Here is a 20668-nt window from a genome sequence, read left to right as displayed (position 1 = left end):
GGTTATTGCACATCAAACAAAGGAGTTAATGCCATAGTTTTTAAGTCTTGAAGCCACTCTTCCCGTGGCTTTCCTCCTGGCGCTGTTTCTTCAAACCAGTTGTATTTACACCAAAGGTAGATATCTAAGCTTTTCATTTGCGAAAAATGATTTATTTCTTTTAATTCATCTGAACTCAATGGCCGGATTTGTCTATACCCTTCTATAAACCATTCAAACACAGGTTTCCAGAGAGGCCATGGCTTATTACATAAGTCCAAAAAAGGTTTGGCAATATCGGCAAGATACCAATGATAAACAGGCTCATCAAAATCAATCAGATGAACTTGTCTCCCATCATACAGCACATTTCCTGGTCGATGGTCCCCATGAGTTAGGCCAAAATTAGCTGAGTTGATTGAAAAAGTTTTGAAGCGTGTCGTAATGGTTTGGTATAAATCCTGGATCAGCGCCTCTTCTTGACGCGCATAATCCCAAGTTTCACGCCACAAATCTTCCCAAATTAAAAAATGATGCTCTGATGCAACATAACTTTGCGAGGCTTGATGCAATAGCGCTAGAGCCCTTCCCCATGTTAGATAAGCTTTTTTATCTGAATAATCAAAATGCATGATTTGTCCTGGCACTTCACGGCAAACATGAACAAAAAATTCCAAATCCTCTTGGTGTACCGTTTCGACATCATTTCCTTCTTGAGATGCAACCGGTTCACAAATAGGTGTACCACACAAAAATAAATGCTTCTGAAAATCAATGGCACTCAAAAGCTCACGCGCTTTTCGTATTTTTTCATGTGTCATGCGAAGATAAAAACCTTGGTTCTTAGATTCAAATCGATAAACACAGTTAATTTGATTATTGATAAGCTTGAGATGGGTAGAGTTTTTTACCCACTTATTAGCTGCACGATTCGCCGTTTCATCCGTAATTCTTTTTAATGTGGTCTCCCAAATCATTCTTGGATACTCTTGTTGTTCAGATAATCAGCTCTGGATAATCGATAAAGCACATGTCGTCTCAATGGACTATTGTGCTCCAATTTGGGATGATCAAAATCATCCTTGGTATGGTGTTGCAAACCAATTTTTTCCATAACACGTCTTGAAGCCAGATTATTTACTGCTGTAAATGAAACTACTTCGGGAAGATTTAAAGAGGTAAATGCATAATCTAAAACAGCTTTTGCTCCTTCCGTAGCATAACCCTGATTCCAATGTGTTGAGGAAAGTCTCCAGCCAATTTCAACAGAGGGGGTAAAGTGCGCTTCAAAAGAAGGGGTCATTAACCCCAAAAATCCTATCATTTCCCCTGTACTTTTCAGTTCAACAGCATACAAAGAAAATCCCTTCTCTTTATAATGTGCGATAATCCTCTCAATGCCTGCTTTTGTAGCACTCTTACTCCCTATTCCTGGTAAAAATTGACATACCTTTTTATCTTGATCAATAAGTGACATAGGATCAAGATCAGCTTCTCTCCATGTACGTAAAATCAGATGGGGAGTTTCAAGAATATTCATAGGATCCTCTATAAGAAAGCATGTTTATCATGAGTAGGTAATCAGCGTCTTCACTGTATTGCGTGGGAAGAAAACCAGCCTTTTGATAGCACGCAATGGCTTGCTCGTTTCCAATTTGTGGATCAACCACAACAGCTTTAAATTTGTAGAGTTGTTCGGCAATAAAACGCCTTATAATTTGTTTGCCCAACCCTACCCCACGACACGATGGCTCCGCAATAAAAAGGTCGATACCAGCCAATTGTTCAGGTGTGGCCTCGTCAAACAAGGAAGCATTATGTCCTGAAATTCCTTCGGGTAAATGGTCGGCAAGACAGTAATATTGAATAAAACCAATTGGTTTTTGATCCAAATAAATAATAAAACTCGGAACTGGATCTATGCCTTCAATGCGAGGTAAGTACTTTGCCCTAATATCTTCCAAAGAAAACTGTTGATTCCGAGCATACCCTTGTTTCACCTCAGGCTCTGCAAACCATTGGGTCATTAAGTTCAAATCTCTTTGACTCAATGGTTTAAATTCCAGATTCTGATTTTTACTCCCATAAACTAAGGAAGTCCAATCCAAGATACGACGCGCTGACTCCTCTGCTGAAAGGAGGCTCACATCTAGAGTCATTTCATACGGCTCTTTGCTAAAATAAACGTCTTCTTCAAACAATCTTTTTGTAATAAGCGCCTCATCTTGTGTTTTAAAATAGCCCTTTCTATCTGAGTCTTTTAAGCGTTTAACAAGCTCTGCACCATTACAAATCAGTCGGATAGGAACAAACACAGCTCCCCGTTTTTGAGAAACGGTTTGTACTTGATTAAAAAATTCCTGATGCCAAGAATTATTCGCTAAGAGCTCATAGGTAATAACAAAGCTCGCTTCTTTAGAGCAAACCGCAGTCATCGTATCAAAAATCACATCACGAGCTTTGTTAAGCGCTGCCCATCCATTATCATCAAGAGACCAAAATACTTGAGCATCGTTACCTAAAAGTTTTAGAACCGGATCGATCCAAGCATGGTGATGCGCTAATCGAAACTGAGGCGCCAGTGTTGTCGTTGCCTCGCCTATGGTTTTTTTACCAGTACCTGCAATACCCATCAAGAGTATTATCATATTCGTCGGCATCATTTATTAAAATCCTGTCACTATACTGTACTCTTCTTTATGTTTAAGTACACGCATCAAGTGCGCCACATCATATGAACTACGCAGCTCAATGAATTTCACTTTTGGATATTGGTTCTTTAAGACATTTAATAAAGGGTTAATCCGTTGTTCATAGTTCCACATATAACTTAATAGCGACCATCGTACCGTTTCATTGCAACCAGCGGCTCTATCATCAATTTCTGAAGCCTTATAAAAAAAGCGCTTAAATACCCGCCAATAACATAGCCACTTGGGTAAATTAAAGTACAAGCACATGTCGGCTTCCTGATAACGTATCTCGAATGATTTACTGGAATTACCATCAATAATCCAGCAAGGCTTAGCGACTAATTCTTTTTGGAGTGACAAAAAATCCTCATATTCTCGTGGCACCCAATCGGCAATAAAAAAATATTTATCTAAATGGAATAATGGAATATTTAGGCTCTTTTGCAACATAATAGAAAAAGTGGACTTGCCACTTCCTGGTCTACCAATAATCATGATGCGTTGTAAGTTTATCATTTTATTCAGAGTTTGATTTACAGTTTTCTTTTCTTATAGATGCAAATGATTGTTGTATTCATCCGCTACACTATCTAAAACTTTAAGTAGTCTGTTCTTCACTTAACTGTTTAAGTACGGTTTTTATCGTAGCATGGGAAAAACCTCGGCCGCTTAAGAAACGAGCTAATTTTGTATTTATCGCCTCATCTGTATCATTTTTAAATCCACGCATTTTTTTCCGAGCTTCATCTAGGGCGCGAACTTCTTCCAGTTCAATATGCTCTAAGATTTGCTCAATCACTTCTTCTTTAACGCCCTTTTGTTTTAATATTTGTTGAATAAAACGGTTTCCTTTATGGATATAACGGGCACTTAATGATTCAGCCAAACGATTATCATTAATTAAATGTAATTCCCGAAGGCGAGCTATAGTTGCATGAATCTGAGCATCTAACTCGGGCACATGCGAAAAATCCCTCTCTAATTGCCTTATAAGTTCTTTTTCACTGCAATAATGATTGGAAAGATATTTTATTGCTGCATCGATGAGTGTATTCATACTAAAGTTCTACTATAAACCACAATTATATTTTTGCTTTTGCCAAGACAGCCTGATTTATTTAGAATACCATTATAACAGGAAAATATTGAGTCTTTTATGCCAAAAGAAGGAAAGGCCAGAGTCTTAAGTGAAGCAGAGTTTAAGCGACTGCTTATTGTTGCCAAAGATGGGCAATTCGCTATAAGAAATAGTGCCCTTGTGTATTGTTCTTTTGGACTTGGATTGCGAGTGAAAGAAATTGCCTCTCTCACTATTGCAGATGTAGCCGATTACAACTATCAATTACTTGAAGAGATTTGTTTGAAGCGCTCAATGACCAAAGGTGAAAAGCAACGTTACGCTTATCTTGCCAATGAAAAAATCCGCAAAGCACTCCAAGCTCATCTCGATACCCTAAAACATGTTGCACGAGACAAACCCTTATTTCAGACCCAACGCAAAAGTCGCTTTACGCCTAATAGTTTGCAAAAATGGTTCAAGTCACTCTATGATAAGGCAGGAATCATTGGGGCAAGCTCCCATTCTGGTCGACGTACTTTCATTACCCGCTTAATTGAACAGGGCGCGGATATTAAAGCTGTCTCTCGTCTTGCAGGTCATGCCAACATTGTCACCACAGCAATTTATGTTGAAGACAACCCTGATCGCCTAAAACGCATTGCTAATTTGGCTATTTTCTAAATGACGCCAAGGCTTACCGTTTTGCCTTAACTGACTATTTAATATACAGAGTTATCATAAACGTGTTTTAATAGCGCTTAATAAAGCGACGTTATTTATGTAACCAAAACCATTGGTTGTAGTGAAAACGACGCTTAAAACTAAAATATGGAAGTTGATTTTTTTACTTAAACGCATAAAAATTGCCCTTCGGTGATATTTTGCTAAACAGCGCTCCCTCAAACAGAAATCATTCAATCAAAGTCACTTAATAATTGCTTTTTATTTCTTTCTCTTTTCTAACATCGGCTTCATCCTATTTTTTATTTTTAGATAAATCTTCTAATAAAATTTTTCCCTTTTTGGATAAACGATATTTTTGCAATCTACTTTTAGGCTTTTCTGGGATAGTACGCTCGATTAACTCATCCCTGAGCAATTGATCAAGATAATTACGTTGAAAAGTTTCTCGATGCCTAATACCTGCTACCTCTTGTAGCTCTATACTTTTCAGCTCACCTTTTAGCTCACATGCTCTTAGTACCCGCTCAACCCATGGATCGACTTGTCCGGTAACTTGTCCGGTAACTTGTCCGGTAACTTGTCCGGTCATCGATGATGATTTACGCCAAATGGTTGTCTTGAATCCATCGGAGATAGAAAATTCAGGCTCTGGCAGTCCAACCTCACGGCAACGACGAATCATATCGCCTGTACCAGTTCCCATACGCTCGATATATTTCGTTAAATACAATGGCTCAGCAAGCAAGGGATTTCTTGGAACAGAACCATGTGGATGACGTAATTTCTCTAAGGTCAATGATGGAGGGAGTCCTCCTGGATTCCAAATTTCCAATCGATCTGCAAACAGCATTACCTGTACACTTCCATTACTATCATAGTCTCGATGAGCAACCGCATTCACAATCGCTTCTGCGACAACTTCCTGGGGAATTTCATAGGCAACAGGCACTTCCGCCCCGCTCTCTCTGGTTCCCACCCAAAGATTAATTTTGGACATTACGAAATCAATCGCCTGATCGACCAGTGAAAATAACGTGCCTTTATATACTTGATATGAAGGAATGGGTTTGGCTACTTCTGTCCCGTGAAAATGAGCACATTTTACCTCGGATGACATAACAAACCGTTGTGGTTGCTTTCCAAAGAGTAACATTGCGGCATGTGTAGGCTTATCCTCATCTAGCAAATTCAAATGGGACAGTAATTCAAAAGAGGTCGCATCGATAGGCAGTGGAAATCCACGTCCTCGTTTTGCTCGACGTAAAAAAGCCGTCATCCCCTCTTCATCTAAATCTAATAATGTTGCCCCTCGACAAGGAGCGGCATCAAAAGGGCTATTTCTGATTAATTTTCGTTCTTCTAAATCATGTATTAAAGCCGCATAAACACTGGAAATAAGCTCGGAAATAGATTGATAACGCCTTCTGATTAATTCAGTTCCAACACGAGTAATAAGATTTTTCATTTTAGGGTGACGTTTACTTTCTTCATTTCCCTTTATAAAAATTAATCGGGTCTTATGTTCCTCGGAAGCTAGATTGTATTCTTCCTCAGTAGGGGAAACACCTTTTGCATTCTCAAAGCCATAATCATAGCCAAAAAGACCAATATAGATATCACAAGCACTTACTTGTTCTAGATAAACTTGATCTGCCCTCCTATCATGAGCTGGCAATTCTTCGAATAAAAATGGATCAAAAAAACGACGCATTAAGGGATCATTTTTCAACCAATGGCATATCTCTAGACGATCTTCTTTAAATTCTTGTTGTACGCTACTGATAAAAATACGCAATGGTCTCATCATTAATCCAAAATCCAAAAATTAAACACGCTCTTCTTTCTCATTAACAGGCTTAATTACGTTATAACCCACGATTATCACACAACGTTATCAACAGATTTTGTGGATAACTATCCTCTTTCGCTCATTAGTTTGATCAACCAATCAACCTCACTAGCAGAATTCACCTCGATAATCACTTTTCCCTTACCTTCAGCATTTACTTTTACAGAAACATTTGTTGTAAATTGTTGGGATAGATAGGTACTCCACTCCTCACACTTGTCATGGCGTGTAGCTGAAAAAAAAGTCTTGTCATGTTCCTTATCCCCTGATGACTTCAATCGGTTTGCTAATGCCTCCGTATCACGCACATTGAGCTGTTTCTCAATAACGGCACATGCAACTTGATATTGATGTTCTGGCGAAAGTTTCAAAATTGCTCGGGCATGTCCCATATCAATCTTACCCTCGTTTAGCATCTCTATTACTCTAGAATCCAAAGATAGTAAGCGAAGCGTATTAGTAACTGAAGCTCTAGAGCGCCCTATCATTTGTGCTATGTCTTCATGAGTCATATGGAACTCTTCGCGAAAACGGTTTAATGCTAGCGCCTCTTCAATTGGGTTGAGATTTTCACGTTGAATATTTTCAATCAGTGAAAATGCGAGAGCAATATTATCATCAACATTTCTAATAATAACAGGTACATAAGTTAATCCTGCTTTTTTTGCCGCTCGCCAGCGTCTTTCGCCAGCAATAATCTCATAACGTTCTTCTGCAATCTTTCTAACAATAAGTGGCTGGATAATCCCTTGAACTTTGATGGAGCTTGCAAGCTCATCTAAAACAGTTTCATCAAATTGTTTTCTAGGCTGATATTTTCCAGAATTTAATAACTCAACAGCTAAATGAGTTATCGATTCACAGGGTTTCGATTTTCCATCCTGGAATGAATTGTCTAGAGCTCGAAGCAACTTCAATCCCTTCAATTCTAAATTTGACACGAGTGTCTCTCCTCAATTATCCCTGCAAACGTCCCACCCGACCTGTAAACGTCGCACCTTTAGTTATTATTCTTATTTTTACTTCCTGAAAACGTCTCACCTTGTCCCGTAGCAGCCTCACCCTTACCCGCAAATGTCCCTAATAATCCCCGTAAAAGTCCCTCTGACTCTCTTATAACCCTTAAGAAGATTGACTGACTTAGTTTCTAAACAACTAATAAATAGATCTTAAAAAAATTAAAACACGTTGTGTTTCTATAGTAAATAGAAATTTCATTTTTCTGTTGCATTTTCAATAAATCATAGATAAATTATAAGAAATGTGAAAATTACTTATTTTAATAAAAGGGAAATCATGCTTGATCCTCAAATCATTACGTATGGAACAGATAATCCAGAACAGTTAATGGATAAGTTCTATCAAGCAGGTAACGAAATGTTACTAACACTAAGAAATTTTGTGATTAGTCCTGAGAAAAGAAAAAAACCTAGAACTTGGGGAGCTATTGAGGCCGCAAAAATGGTTAAAGTTTCCGATCCTACGTTCAGAAAATTGCTAGAATCATCAGATGATATCCCTGGAATAGTAATTGAAGACTCTGAAAATGGCAGGAAAATTAAAAAATATACTTTGGCAGCTATTAATGCGCTTAGAGATAAAGCAGAAACTCGATATAAAAGACCAAAGGGCTCAAAGTGTTTAACCATAGCTGTTTCTAACTTAAAAGGTGGAGTTGGAAAAACTGAAACCACAGTTGATTTAGGAAAAAAAATTGCTATAGAAGGTTTAAAAGTCCTACTTTTAGACTTTGATGCACAAGGAACAGCAACTTTAATTAGTTCAGGATTAATACCTGATTTAGAATTACGTTATGAAGATACAATAACCAATGTGTTAATATCCAATCCTAATAATATAAAAAATGTAATATTAAAAACTCATTTTGATGGTCTTGATATCATCCCAGCTAACTTAGCGATACAAGATTGCGATCTGATTTTACCTAACGAAAAAGAAAACAATCATGAGCGCCTAGGTTCACCCTTCATACGATTATCAGAGTCATTAAAAATTATTAAAAATCAATATGATGTAATTCTAATTGATTGTGGACCAAATCTTGGTTTACTAACACTTAATGCAATCATTGCGTGCGATGGGATCATTATCCCTATTCCTCCAAGTATGAATGATTATTCAAGTTTTATTATGTATACAGCTACCTTACGAAACATGTTCAAAGAATTACCTTCAAAAAAATTGGAATATTTACGAATTCTCATTTCTAAACACAGCGGAAGTAATGAGGCGTTACAGATGGAGAATATGATGCGAGAGCAGTTTGGCAGATATATTCTCACTAACCATATGTGTGAAACAGTAGAGGTTGCAAAAGCAGCTAATGAGATCGGAACCATCTATGATGTTTCAAAGCCCCGTGGTAGTCGAGAAGCTTATCGTAGAGCCTTGCAACATTTGGATGATGTCAATCTTGAAATTATTAATAACTTTAAAGAAATCTGGGATAAACAAGCTAAAGCATCCTTTGTAAGTGGAGAGCAACATGGATAATAGTAAGCGTAACGTTCATAATTCTGGCCCTTTAGGTATGCTCATGAAAAGTGGTCAAGTAAAAAAAATAGAGACTACTGAAGAAGAAATTATTTTAAAACCAGCTACTCCCAAGACTCCATCTTATTTTAAAACTCAATCTGGAATTGAATTTGCTGAACAGGAATTAATTTATGTTAATCCAGAGGAATGCGAACCATGGAAATACGCTAATCGCCAAGAAGGTGAATTAGGTGATATTGATGGTCTAATTGATTCTATTAAATCAAATAAGCAGTTGCAGCCAGCTTTAGTAAGAAGTCATCCTAATCCTCATGGAAAAATAAAATATGAGGTTATTTTCGGTCGAAGAAGACATATCGCCTGCATGAGATTAGGAATCCCCTTTCTTGTAATTAGAAAAGATATTCCCAACGTTCAAGACGCTATTGCATCGCAAGATGCAGAGAATAAATTACGGAATGATGTTAGTAATTATTCTAATGCGATGCTTTATAAACGATTGTTATTAGATAATGTATTTAAAACAGAAAAGGAACTTTCTGAAAAATTACGCATCTCCTATTCTACATTCAACGAATTGATGGCTTATTCTAAAATTCCAGACGATATAGTGAGAGCTATCCCTGATGTACATGCCCTTTCAAAACAGCTTGCTGTAACGATTGTTCAAATACTTAATAAGTCTAAAGAAAACTACAGTAAAATGTTTTCTATTGCCAATCAGTTAGGTAAAACAATCACCTCACAAGCTAAGTTAGAAAAAATTTTTGAAGAGAACGAGTCACGACAAAAAAATAAAACTAAAACTGTCAGTAATGCTAAGTCTTATATCTCTGTAAATGGGAAAAAATTATTTACTTGTAAGTCAGATTATCGAGGACTTCCATCTATTGTTCTTAATAAAGAGATTGCTAGTTTTGTTAATGTGGAAGATATGTGCGAGCACGTTTCAAATTATTTAGAGCAAATTATAGCAGAATCCGAGTACTCGGATTGAGAGTGAATCCGAGTACTCGGATTACTTGTTTGGTAGCATGGAGAAACGTATGGGAAGCGTAGCAATAAATAATAAAAGTCTTGAACTTAAAAAACATGTTAACGCGATACATTGTTCTAATAACTTGTCATTAGTTCAGCGAAAGCTTTTTAATGCGTTGCTGTTTAATGCGTACCCAGATCTGCCTTACAAACAGCAATTCGAAATCAGAGGAAAAGATCTATATCAACTGATTGGCTACAATAGCAAAGATACTGCAAAGCTAAAAGAAGCTTTACTTGGATTAATAACAATAGCTATTGAATGGAACGTTATTGACTGTACAACTGGGCAAGAAAAAAGGTGGAAGGCTAGCTCAATATTGGCGTCTGCGGAGCTTTCTAACGGGGTTTGTATCTATGAATACAGCCAGGTAATGAAAGACCTTATGTATCAACCCGAAATTTATGGCCAAATCAATATTGATCTGATTTCAAAGTTTAAATCAGGTTATGGCTTAGCACTTTACGAGAACTGTATTCGATACAAAGGACTTGCACAGACACCATGGTTTCCAATAGAGATTTTTAGAAAGTTAATGGGCGTATTTGATGGAAAATATCAAGTATTTAAGGATTTTAAGAAAAGAGTACTTGATGTTGGCGTTAATGAAGTAAATGCCGTATCACCTATTCGTATTTTACCTGAAATAGAACGAGTTAATCAGAAAGTAACTAGAGTTCGATTCAAACTAGAAAAACAGTTTGATGAGTCTCCAATCCAACTTAATGACTTATCGATTGACGAAGGATTAAAACAAATATTGATTAATACATTTGGATTTTCAACTCAAATGATTGATGAGACATATGCAAAGTATGACAGTGAGTACATTCGAGAAAAAGTAGAAATTATTACTCAATCAGAAAGTTTTGTTGCTGGAAAAATTAGAGGCTTAGCTGGGTATTTGATTGAAGCATTAAAAAAAGATTATAAGCTTAGCAGATCAAGCAAAGCTGTAATTAATGAACGTCGCAAGATCTCAGAAGCTAAAGAAAAAGAAAAGAAAGAAAAATTGGAAGAGCAATCAGATCGCTACAAACAGTATGTAAACAAAAAGATAAACACATACCTAGAGAAACTAACAGAACATCAAAAAATCGATTTAAATAATGATTTTGAGAAATTCATAAAGGTGCAAAGTAGTATTCTCAAAAATTGGTATAAAAAGCATGGTCTGGATCACCCTGCAACCAAAGCTTCTTTTCATAGCTTCATTAAAGAAAATAGATATAGTGAAATAGGTACTATCATATCAATGGAAGATTATATTGACTTAGTTCAATAGCAATTAAGAATAGCTATAAACTTTAAGGGTGGGACATTTACGGGGATATATTATTTTATTGATGGGTGCGACGTTTACGGGGAATGAGATAATTAGTAATGAAAACAATTTGTGTATATCTTGGTGCTAGTTCTGGAAATAATCTGGTATTCAAAGAAGCTGTTATTAAGCTTGCTCATGAAATAGCTGCTCATGGACTTACACTAGTTTATGGTGGGTCACGTCTTGGTATGATGGGTTTATTAGCAAGAACTGTAAAAGAGTTGGGCGGTAAAGCGATCGGGGTTACTACCACACATCTTTTAGACAAAGAAAAACCGTTAGACATTCTAGATGAACTTCATATAGTCTCCTCCATGCAAGAAAGAAAAAAAATGCTTCAATATCTGGCTGACGCATTTATCGTTATGCCTGGTGGTTTAGGAACACTAGAGGAAGCTGTTGAAACATGGAATGCAATAAAAATTGGAGAGCTTGACAAAAAGATAGGGTTTCTTAACGTTGATGATTACTTTATAAAACTATTTAGTTTTATGGATCATTGTAATAAAAATGGATTTATAACAGCTGAGCAAACAGCTATTCCCTCCGTGCAAGTTGAACCTAAAAAATTATTGAGTGATTTAGTCCAAGTAAAATCTGAAGAATTGTTTGTGTGATGTAACAGTAAAAGTTTTTAATAAGGAAATGAAATGCATGCTGTAAGGGGTGAGCGAAAAGGGGTAGTTTATCTACATTGGCTAAATGCAATAACTACATTCAGTTTTGCTATTTTATTTTCATCATTATCCCTTTATTTAACAAAGAATATTGGCTTAACTCAAATGCAATCCAATGGAATCGTAGGATTTTTTCTGGCATCAAATTTTATTTTACATTTTGTAGCGGGGTACATTGGGGATAGATTTTTAAGTAATCGATTGCTATTTGCCATTTCAACGCTTATACAAACTTTAGGGTTAATAGTACTTAATTTTTCTGATTCTATTGTGTATCTAGGGTTAAGCTTGTTTCTTATAGGGTGTGGATTAGGATCTACATGTATTAACTGCCTTATTACCCAACAATTTACAAGTAACGAAAATGAATTAAGAGAAAAAGCATTTTTTCATAATTACAGTGCTATGAATATAGGATTCCTCTCTGGTTATGTTATGAGCGGATTTATTGATATTCACGATAGATACGATCGTTTATTTGAAGTAAGTAATTTGATTAATCTAATTACGGTGTTTTTCATTATTAAATCGTGGAGATATTTCGCAAAAAATAAAGTAAATACCAGGGAGGAGATAAAGAGGGGTCGACTAGGTCTGATATTAATCATATTTATTATACCTATTCTTCTAGCAGGGTTTTATTATTCTTGGTTAGCAAATGGCCTCATACTCTTAATTGGTTCTGCGGCTTTATTCTATATAACATTACTTGGACGAAGTTTAAGTACACAAAATGCACGAAAAAAAATATATTCTTTTGTATTTTTAACGGTAAGTTCAATTGTATTTTGGATGCTTTATTTTGTAGGACCTATGGGTGTGACTCAATTCTTGAAGTATAACGTGAGTATTTACATAGGTACTTATTATATTCCTCCACAATGGTTAATGAATTTAAACTCAATTTTTGTAATTATTGGCTCACCTATAGCAATCACTCTATTTGATAAACTAAGAAAGAAACAAATCACCATTTCAATATCAAAACAATTTATGTGTTCCTTAGTGTTTATTGCATTGTCGTTTTTGGCATTGACTGTTGGCATAATGAATTGTGGTACTGAGGGATTAACTAGCATGATTTGGATTATTGCGCATTATCTTCTTCAGGCGATAGGGGAGTTGCTTATTGCTCCTGTTGGTTACGCGATGATAGGAAGTCTTGCACCAGAAAAACTGCAAGGACTTATGATGGGGATATGGATGATGGCTTCAGGAATAGCAGCCACATTATCCAACTATTTTTCTAATTTAATGACTCAATCGGAATCACTAAATCCGCTTATTAGCAATGAACATTATATGAGCGCATTTACCCAGCTAGGTCTTTATGCCATCTTTGGTGCACTCATTCTCTGGTTATGTTCTAAAACGATTGAGAATAGTATACAAAAAATCTCGGTCGAAGCGATCGAAGGAGTAGCATGATCTATTGTAACGATAACTCCGCCTGTAATTTGGATAATTTTGTTTCTTCTTGAGCTAATATTTTTAGAAAATTATCCAATACATTAGGGTTTTTTATTGTTTTGATATCTTTTTTAATGCCATTTATAAGACTTTGTTGAATTTGAAGTGACTTTTGTAATTCTATGTTAGTACATGGGGGATGAGCCAATTCATAAACATTGGATAAATGTTTATGTGTAGCGATCTCATCTAATCCAGAATATGTACATTCTTCCTTCTTCAATTGTAGTCGAACAGCATTTTCCAGGTCGTGCTTTTCCTTGTAACGTTTCCCTTCAGGAGAATATTTATCAAATCCTTTGGGTGTTCTCCAGCGATTTGAGCGAAGAAGTTGAGAAATGATATTAATTTTGTGTTGAAAAGTGCCAATGTTTTGGAATTGTTCTTGGTTACTTAATGAAAATACAACCTCATCCAAGACCTTTTGTGGTGAGGATAGTTTTACTCCGTGTTGCTTTTGAACATTCATCAACATCCCTTTAGCAATATGGAGCTCATTGAGTGGTAATCTGGTGTCTGACTGAGAAAAGGTAATATTATTAATTACTCTATTTTTTTCTTTATTAATGATATCTGTTGAAACAAGATAATCCATTCTCTCGTTTATATCTGGCTCAGAAACAAGCTCTTTTTCTTTTACCTCTATAGTGCTTTTGGGTTCTTTGGGGATCAGTTGTAATTTTCTTTGAAGCGTTTCTGTAAGGGTTATAAACGATCGAGGCACACCGTAATATTTAAATCGTTTTCTGATAATGAAGCCGTTTTCTTCTAAGTTTTTTAGGTAAATATATATTCTGCTTTCGCTAAACCCAAGCTCTGCTGCAAGTTCTGGAATTTTTTTTGTAAACCATAATCTATTTTCGCGCTTTAAAAGGGTACCTTGATGATGAAAAATTATTTTATCTAAGAGAAGTGCTTCTTTAGAGCATTTGGTTAATGAGAGAAGCTTGTTAAAGCCTAAATAATAAATCGAATTATTCATAATACATCCATGTGAAAAATATTACTTAATTAAACCTGATGTAGCCAGCATATAAATTAACTGCGGCGTGGTTTTACAATTAAAGCTAGTTTTTAAGTCACTGAGTCGGTAAAGAATGTATCTCTTTGACTTTTTTGTATCTTCTGCAATGTCATTCACATGACAGCCGCTGACTATCATTTTTATGATTTGATTATCCACATGATCAATTGTCATTTAAACTCCGTTTATATAAAAACGCGTTCCATGTGACATAATTTATAACTTGAAATGCATTAATGCAATAAAAATTGTTATTTTTACCAATAAATTTTATTACATGAAATACGGATTGATTGAATACCCTCATGTTCTCTTGTATGATTCAGTTAATTAATAGGATTTTAAATTGATGCCATATGAGTGAATTATCGTGGGATAAGGTAAAAACGGACATAGCTCGGGTTAGCAAACGCCTCTATGAAGTATTGGAAACCATAGATGGCATTGAAAATATGCTTTTTACTGTTCTTGAATATCAGTATGGGCAGATTATTGCAGATGAACACCATTTTTATTTACCAAATACGGGTGGCAGACTGTCTTCAGTTCCTTTCTCAATGGTTTTAGAAAAAAATCTTGAAATGTTTATTGAGTTTAAAGGGAAGTCAAGTACACATCAGGTCTATAGAGAGGGAGATTTTTTAAGCGTTAGTTCACTTTATAATGCTTCAAATACTCATCATCCAACAGATATATTGCAAATATCTTCCGGCGCAAGGAATACATTCTTACTCTGTCCTGTAGCGGATGCAAGGCCTCATGCTAGTTTAGAAAAATATTTTAAGGCGGATATTCCTGTTCCAGATGATCTTGGAAATCATTATTTAACCTTCAAAAGTTTGTGCGATGCAGCCAATTGTAGTTGGCGTTCAAGGTTATTGGTATTTCCCTCTGAAATTGTAACTTTAATAAAAGAGAATAAATTACCTACTCTTTTGAGTTTGGTGATGGAGTTTGATTCTAATCAAACAGGATATTACGCAAATCTGCCTTTTTATAATTATCTAATGGCCTATGTTCGTGCAAATAATCCAGAAATATCTCAAAATGAATTTACTAATAATGCGATTAGCCAATTAATTACTATAGGGACAGGACAAGTTCCTGGCTACGGATTAGCTGTTGGTGATGATTTATTACCTTTAGATTTTATTGTTGAGGTGTATCGCGATATATATAAATCCAAATACATTCCCTTTGTTATGGAGCCAGTGCATTTTGATAAAAATAAAAACAATCCTGTTTTTTATTCAATACTCAAAGAAGAGATGGCTTTTAAACCAACATCATTTTCAAATAAACCACAACGATGTGAATTAATATACGATACTTATTTGCAATATGCGGATCATATAAAGAAGTTAGGTCATTTCAAGAGTACCCCTTTTTTTGAAAGTGCTACTAATCTGGATTTAACACTTTTTCATGAAAAAAATAATCAAGTGACTAATAATCTATTTAAATTGCCTAGAGAGACAATTTTTTCTTATGATTCTCGGTTTTTAGAAGTAACAGATAAACTTGGTTATTCAGTAGATCAGTTCCCTTCTAAAACAACATTTTTAGTAGGATGCTTTGGTATTAAATACAATGAAAATAAAGACACTGTTATGCATTGATCCCCTCCAGGATTATGAGCTAATTGATTGTGATCTACTAGTTCAGCTAGGAATTTCCCCGATTTTTTTGATTAAAGAAGAATCTAAGTTTGTTAAGGACAGAGAAAATGTATTAGTAAGCTCATTTTCATTTGAAGATCTGCTCGCTATTTGTGATTCGATTCGCCCTAATTATATAGTCTGTTTTTCGGAAGATATGTTTGTTGATGTAGCAAGAGTCAGGGAAAAACTAAATATAGCAGGCATGGGTTTGAATACATCGATGCTATTAAGTCATAAAGATCTTATGTATCAAAAATTGGATGGTTTATTTTTATATCCTAAAACAACAACATTGATTGAATCTTCAAACCTAAAATCAATCAAAGAAAGGATAGGTGATCAAGAGATATTTATTAAACCTATTAATTCATCTGGCTCGTATGAGACATATCATATTAAAACCGAGAAGGATTTTTGTGATTTTTTGGCCAATAAAAAAGAGAGCGAGGAAAAGTATATCGTTCAAGCTTATGTTGCAGATGATTTATACCATTCAGAATTGGCAGTATTTGATGGGAATATATTGTTTGTAGAAGCCAGAAAATATACGCATCCAAATCATTTAATGGTCAGTAAAAATTTGCCTATATTTAGTCTGAATATTTTAGATGAGCATCAGAGACAATTAATTTTGGATGCTTCAGTTAAGATTTGCCAGTTATTAGAATTCAATAACGGGGTGCTTCACACCGAGTTTTTCATGAGTGAGGATGGTTGTATTCAGTTTATTGAAACTAATGCTAGACCTCCAGGTATTGGTCTAAATAAGTTATACCAAAAGAAATACTCCTTGAGTCTTGAAACAATTTTATGTTGTATTGTTTGTGAGGTTGACCCTCCTCGCTTGGTAAAGAATAAAAGCCATTACATTTGTGGTTATTTTCCTAGAAAGAACGGTGTTATAAAAAAAATTCACAAGCCAGAACTCCATGTACAAAACGAGTGGACACTTTTTGTTAGGCCTGATGATACCAGTGAGGAAATGGCGCATATGTCTAAGTCAGTGATGGTGATTTGTTGGGATGACTGTATTACTGAAATCAACCAAGCAGGTAGCTTTCTTGCAGAGCAAGATATTGTAGAAATATATTAATTCTAAAAATCGATTATAGCCTCATTTTGGCTGCTGATGAGTTTTTAGTAAGGTCTTTAAACAGTTGTTCGTTCATATTTTCGTCACAATTGTTAAAAATATAAGTAAATTATATATGTCGTTTATACAAAAATCTACAGGTTATAAGAATGCATGAATATCAATTAATAGAGTTTAATTCAGATAGAAAACAAACCCAATTGGTTTCCAGTAAATCAAACTTGCAACAAGTATTAGCAGAATTTTATAAAGAAAATTTTGAAAAGATGTTTGACGACTTTGGTTGTTCAAAAGGATACATTTCCGTATTTGTTAACTCAGAACAGATATCATCCATTAAAGACATTATTCTTAACCCAAATGATGAAGTGTGTATTGTGACTTCTATTTCAGGAGGGTAGGAGAGTGGATAGATATAAACGTCAAATTTCCGTTATTGGAGAGCAAGGTCAAAAAATAATAAATAACGCAACAATTATGATCGTTGGACTCGGCGGGATAGGAAGTCCAGTAGCGCAATATCTTGCCGCAGCTGGTGTTGGAAAGTTAATTCTTGTCGACGATGATAAAGTAGACCTTTCTAATTTGCATAGACAGATCTTATTTAATGAATGCGATATAGGGTTCTATAAGGCAGAAAAAGCGAGAGATGTTTTAAGAAAAATTAATAAAAATATTGTCATAGAGGTTCACACTAAAAGGTTTGATGTGGATTTCGGATATTCCTTAGTATCTGATATTGACTTGATTATTGACGGAACAGATAATTTTGAAACAAGATACCTTATTAACGATATTTGTGTTTTAAAGAATAAAGTATTTATCAGCTGTAGTATTTTGGTCAATATCATTCAACTTGCTTTATTTGATACAAAGCACTTTTGTTATCGTTGTCTATACCCAAATCCACCACCTATAGGTGTAATACCTAATTGTTCGGAAGCGGGTGTTTTAGGCACTGTGACAGGAATGGCAGGAACCATGGCTGCTAATTTGGCATTAAATTATTTACTCAAGATAGAGAATGAAAAAATACCACAGATACGAATAATAGATGCGAAAAACTTCAATATCTCTTCAATGCCTATAAAGCAAAATAATAACTGTTTTGCATGTAAACAAAGAAAAATCAGCTTAAGTTATCTGCAGAATCAGGGCGCTGATTATGGAATTTCCCTGGGGCAACTTGATAGAACCAAACATTTTCTAGTTGATATAAGGCAAAAAGAAGAACGAGAGATTACCAAATTAGAAGATGATCTATTTTTTCCTGTTAAAGAGAATACTGATTATTCATTTTTCTTATCCTATAAAGATAAGAAGTTGGTATTTTATTGTGCATCAGGATATCGAAGTAAATTGTTTGTATCAGAACTAAGAAACTTAGGTGTTGATGCCTATTATCTTAATGAAAGGCTTTCTAAATGATTTTTGAGCATCAAGAAACGTCTTTAAGAGCTCGTAATTACAGCGAAACACTAGGTTTATTGACTTCTTTAAAGAAACTGGCAGGAATTACACGCTTAGCCGATTTAACCCATTTAGATTACACCGCTCTACCTGTCTATACTGCAATAAGACCTAGAGCAAAATCGTTAACCACAAGTCAGGGAAAAGGATTAACAAAAGAGGCCGCTCAGTGCTCGGCATTGATGGAGTCCATTGAAGTATATTTTGCCGAAGAATTAATACCACAACTGACTAATAAGTCAGAGCTTGAGCTAGCTCAAGACAAAGCTATTTTTATACCGCTAAACGATCTTTCAAAGTCTGTACACTTTAGTGATTCTTCACGGCCAATGAATTGGGTACAAGCTGAATTAATATTTGCAGAAAAATCCATTCTTGTGCCTTTTGCTGAGTTCTCACTAAATTCTTATTTGCCAGAAGTATTGATTTACTCTCCTGATACCACTGGACTTGCGGGGGGAAATAACTTTAAAGAGGCCCTTTTACACGGAATTCTAGAGGTAATAGAACGACAAAATGCTCTAAAAATATCCGTAACTGCTTTTGTTAAGGGTGAAATGGTCAAAAATATAACAAAAAAATTTGATTATCATATTTACTTTCATGAAAATATTTATGAAATTCCTTCGTTTGAGGTATGGATTAAATCAAAAAATCCTTTTGAAAATCAAATTCTATTTAAAGGCGGTGGATGTCATCTCGATAAACAAATAGCTTTAAATCGAGCACTGACTGAGGCTATTCAATCGCGAGTAACTACAATAGCAGGTTCCCGTGATGACTTGATTCATACAAAGTATGATTTTCAAACTAGTGAGTTTCCTGTCGTCAAAGATAAGAAGGATTTTTCTGAGTTGCCTAATTATTCGGTAAAGACAATAGAAGATGCACTTTCAGCTCTGTTTGAAAAGATTAAGGGAAACAATCAGGATATTTTAGTTTATAAATACTATGACAAAGAAATATGCATTTTAAAAGTAAAACTAATTTCTATGGATTTGATAAGTCATGTATGAAACAGTAGTTTTTTTAGAAACTTCGTTAACCCACCAAGAAGCGATACATCTACTTCCCCATGCGGCGTATTTACCTTCAATCAAAAAGGGAGATGTACTTAAAGCAATAAAATCAGGGTATAAACGGATAGTTATCATCGATGGAAATTTTTCCTGGGTTCCTTCTGTGTGGCATAAAGAAATATTAACAGCATTAGACTACGGTATTGAGGTTTGGGGTGCAGCTTCAATGGGGGCTTTGAGAGCAGCCGAGCTGGATTCTTTTGGCATGCGTGGACATGGGCGTATATATGAGATGTATAAGAATGAAGAAGTAGATGGCGACGATGAAGTGGCAATTGCTTATTCTAAATTCAATAACGTGCAAACTATTCCTTTAATCAATATTCGTCTAACGCTTGAACGACAAAATAGTATTAATAACGGAACTGTTTTAAATTCAATACGATCCATTTTTTATGCTGAAAGAACTTGGGAGAAAATTGCTCAACACGTGTCAGAAGATCTTTATCATTTGATTAAATCTAATTATATAGATGCAAAAAAAGAGGATGCAAAGTCGTTATTGCTTTCTTTAAATCAACAACACATTCTTTCTACGGTTTCTGATTTAAATAGAAAAAAAAGAGAGTTTACTCTTTTTGAAAAAAAATTAATTGAGTCCACTTTGTCTCCTGTTTGGTTGCGTGCCCCGGTGCATGAGCAGACAGAATGTTTAGTGTCTCTAAAGAGAGTGGAAAATATTCTTAAATTACTATCAATTCCTGAAACAAAAAAGAATAGGCTCCGTTATCAATACTTACTATCTCTTCTTGATCAACAAACGTATGCAATTACACAATGCGAGCTTATATATCAAGTCGAACAATTTAGAGAGGAGCATAACTTGTTAAAAGGAGAGGATTTTTTTAACTGGTTAAAGGACATGGGATTGCATGAGTCTAACCTGGAACAACTCTTTACCGATTATGTAAAGTTGATGAAATATTTGATAATTACCTACGATTTCAATAGTTATTTTAATTAGTCTATTCATTCTAAGAAAAAATTTTCACTTTTTTCTTATCCTTGCACCTAGGTGAATGCACCTTCACTTAAATGATGGTTCA

Annotated in this window: 21 protein-coding genes and 1 pseudogene; 13 read left to right on the top strand and 9 right to left on the bottom strand. The window is 35.2% G+C overall.

The genetic code is table 11. The features are described from left to right. Positions 1 to 2: 2 nt before the first annotated feature. The 5 genes from Lqua_RS02345 to Lqua_RS02325 form a co-directional block, all read right to left on the bottom strand. Entirely contained in the window at positions 3 to 956 is a 954-nt protein-coding gene (locus Lqua_RS02345; RefSeq protein ID WP_058472680.1) for a phosphotransferase enzyme family protein, read from the bottom strand. Beyond that, entirely contained in the window at positions 953 to 1519 is a 567-nt protein-coding gene (locus tag Lqua_RS02340) for a GNAT family N-acetyltransferase (protein WP_058472679.1), read from the bottom strand. The genes Lqua_RS02345 and Lqua_RS02340 overlap by 4 nt, the downstream gene beginning before the upstream one ends. Then, a complete protein-coding gene (locus tag Lqua_RS17790) occupies positions 1506 to 2642 on the bottom strand; it encodes a GNAT family N-acetyltransferase (RefSeq protein WP_083501227.1) in 1137 nt (378 codons plus the stop codon). The genes Lqua_RS02340 and Lqua_RS17790 overlap by 14 nt, the downstream gene beginning before the upstream one ends. A gap of 3 nt (positions 2643 to 2645) precedes the next feature. Next, the gene (locus Lqua_RS02330; RefSeq protein WP_058472678.1) at positions 2646 to 3188 is read right to left on the bottom strand and encodes a P-loop NTPase family protein; all 543 of its coding nucleotides are present in this window, start codon (positions 3186 to 3188) and stop codon (positions 2646 to 2648) included. 82 nt (positions 3189 to 3270) lie between these two features. Continuing rightward, complete coding sequence (locus tag Lqua_RS02325) at positions 3271 to 3729, bottom strand: regulatory protein RecX (protein ID WP_058472677.1); 459 nt, start codon at positions 3727 to 3729, stop codon at positions 3271 to 3273. A 99-nt stretch (positions 3730 to 3828) separates the two neighbouring features. On the opposite strand from Lqua_RS02325, the gene Lqua_RS02320 reads away from it, so the two are divergent. After that, entirely contained in the window at positions 3829 to 4413 is a 585-nt protein-coding gene (locus Lqua_RS02320) for a tyrosine-type recombinase/integrase (RefSeq protein ID WP_014845023.1), read from the top strand. 295 nt (positions 4414 to 4708) lie between these two features. Here Lqua_RS02320 and Lqua_RS02315 read toward each other — a convergent pair whose 3' ends face one another. Both Lqua_RS02315 and Lqua_RS02310 read right to left on the bottom strand, forming a co-directional pair. After that, the gene (locus Lqua_RS02315; protein ID WP_238585515.1) at positions 4709 to 6223 is read right to left on the bottom strand and encodes an ATP-binding protein; all 1515 of its coding nucleotides are present in this window, start codon (positions 6221 to 6223) and stop codon (positions 4709 to 4711) included. 107 nt (positions 6224 to 6330) lie between these two features. Further along, positions 6331 to 7206, bottom strand: a complete 876-nt coding sequence (locus tag Lqua_RS02310) for a ParB/RepB/Spo0J family partition protein (RefSeq protein ID WP_058464688.1) — start codon at positions 7204 to 7206, stop codon at positions 6331 to 6333. Between the two features lie 227 nt (positions 7207 to 7433). Here Lqua_RS02310 and Lqua_RS18630 point away from each other — a divergent pair. The 6 genes and pseudogenes from Lqua_RS18630 to Lqua_RS02285 all read left to right on the top strand — a co-directional run. After that, positions 7434 to 7505: pseudogene (locus Lqua_RS18630) on the top strand (hypothetical protein); the annotation flags it as partial. Positions 7506 to 7561: 56 nt separating this feature from the next. Beyond that, entirely contained in the window at positions 7562 to 8779 is a 1218-nt protein-coding gene (locus tag Lqua_RS02305; RefSeq protein ID WP_058464689.1) for an AAA family ATPase, read from the top strand. Further along, positions 8772 to 9779: a ParB/RepB/Spo0J family partition protein gene (locus tag Lqua_RS02300; protein ID WP_058464690.1), complete on the top strand. Its 1008-nt coding sequence runs from the start codon at positions 8772 to 8774 to the stop codon at positions 9777 to 9779. The genes Lqua_RS02305 and Lqua_RS02300 overlap by 8 nt, the downstream gene beginning before the upstream one ends. 49 nt (positions 9780 to 9828) lie before the next feature. Further along, positions 9829 to 11106, top strand: coding sequence for a replication initiation protein (locus Lqua_RS02295; RefSeq protein ID WP_238585514.1), 1278 nt, complete (start codon positions 9829 to 9831; stop codon positions 11104 to 11106). 98 nt (positions 11107 to 11204) lie between these two features. Then, positions 11205 to 11765, top strand: a complete 561-nt coding sequence (locus Lqua_RS02290) for an LOG family protein (RefSeq protein WP_065240137.1) — start codon at positions 11205 to 11207, stop codon at positions 11763 to 11765. A gap of 33 nt (positions 11766 to 11798) precedes the next feature. After that, entirely contained in the window at positions 11799 to 13253 is a 1455-nt protein-coding gene (locus Lqua_RS02285; protein WP_058472676.1) for a peptide MFS transporter, read from the top strand. Between the two features lies 1 nt (position 13254). On the opposite strand, the gene Lqua_RS02280 is transcribed toward Lqua_RS02285, so the two are convergent. Next, on the bottom strand, positions 13255 to 14277 hold the full coding sequence (locus tag Lqua_RS02280; RefSeq protein ID WP_058464693.1) for a hypothetical protein: 1023 nt from the start codon (positions 14275 to 14277) through the stop codon (positions 13255 to 13257). Between the two features lie 21 nt (positions 14278 to 14298). Beyond that, positions 14299 to 14493, bottom strand: a complete 195-nt coding sequence (locus tag Lqua_RS02275; protein WP_019235293.1) for a hypothetical protein — start codon at positions 14491 to 14493, stop codon at positions 14299 to 14301. Between the two features lie 182 nt (positions 14494 to 14675). Here Lqua_RS02275 and Lqua_RS02270 point away from each other — a divergent pair, with 182 nt between their 5' ends. The 6 genes from Lqua_RS02270 (at position 14676) to Lqua_RS02245 (ending at position 20586) form a co-directional block, all read left to right on the top strand. After that, positions 14676 to 15938: a hypothetical protein gene (locus tag Lqua_RS02270; protein ID WP_058464694.1), complete on the top strand. Its 1263-nt coding sequence runs from the start codon at positions 14676 to 14678 to the stop codon at positions 15936 to 15938. After that, a complete protein-coding gene (locus Lqua_RS02265) occupies positions 15910 to 17073 on the top strand; it encodes an ATP-grasp domain-containing protein (protein WP_058464695.1) in 1164 nt (387 codons plus the stop codon). Before Lqua_RS02270 ends, Lqua_RS02265 begins: the two co-directional genes overlap by 29 nt. Positions 17074 to 17222: 149 nt before the next feature. Next, on the top strand, positions 17223 to 17474 hold the full coding sequence (locus Lqua_RS02260; RefSeq protein ID WP_019235296.1) for a MoaD/ThiS family protein: 252 nt from the start codon (positions 17223 to 17225) through the stop codon (positions 17472 to 17474). Between the two features lie 4 nt (positions 17475 to 17478). Next, positions 17479 to 18501, top strand: a complete 1023-nt coding sequence (locus tag Lqua_RS02255; RefSeq protein WP_058464696.1) for a HesA/MoeB/ThiF family protein — start codon at positions 17479 to 17481, stop codon at positions 18499 to 18501. Continuing rightward, positions 18498 to 19559, top strand: a complete 1062-nt coding sequence (locus tag Lqua_RS02250; protein WP_058464697.1) for a YcaO-like family protein — start codon at positions 18498 to 18500, stop codon at positions 19557 to 19559. Before Lqua_RS02255 ends, Lqua_RS02250 begins: the two co-directional genes overlap by 4 nt. Continuing rightward, a complete protein-coding gene (locus tag Lqua_RS02245; protein ID WP_058464698.1) occupies positions 19552 to 20586 on the top strand; it encodes a TfuA-like protein in 1035 nt (344 codons plus the stop codon). Before Lqua_RS02250 ends, Lqua_RS02245 begins: the two co-directional genes overlap by 8 nt. Positions 20587 to 20668: the final 82 nt, after the last annotated feature.

It is taken from the genome of Legionella quateirensis, assembly GCF_001467955.1.
Classification (GTDB): Bacteria; Pseudomonadota; Gammaproteobacteria; order Legionellales; family Legionellaceae; genus Legionella; species Legionella quateirensis.
The sequence above is the reverse complement of the archived record's forward strand: the minus strand, read 5'-3'. Positions and strand labels throughout refer to the sequence as shown.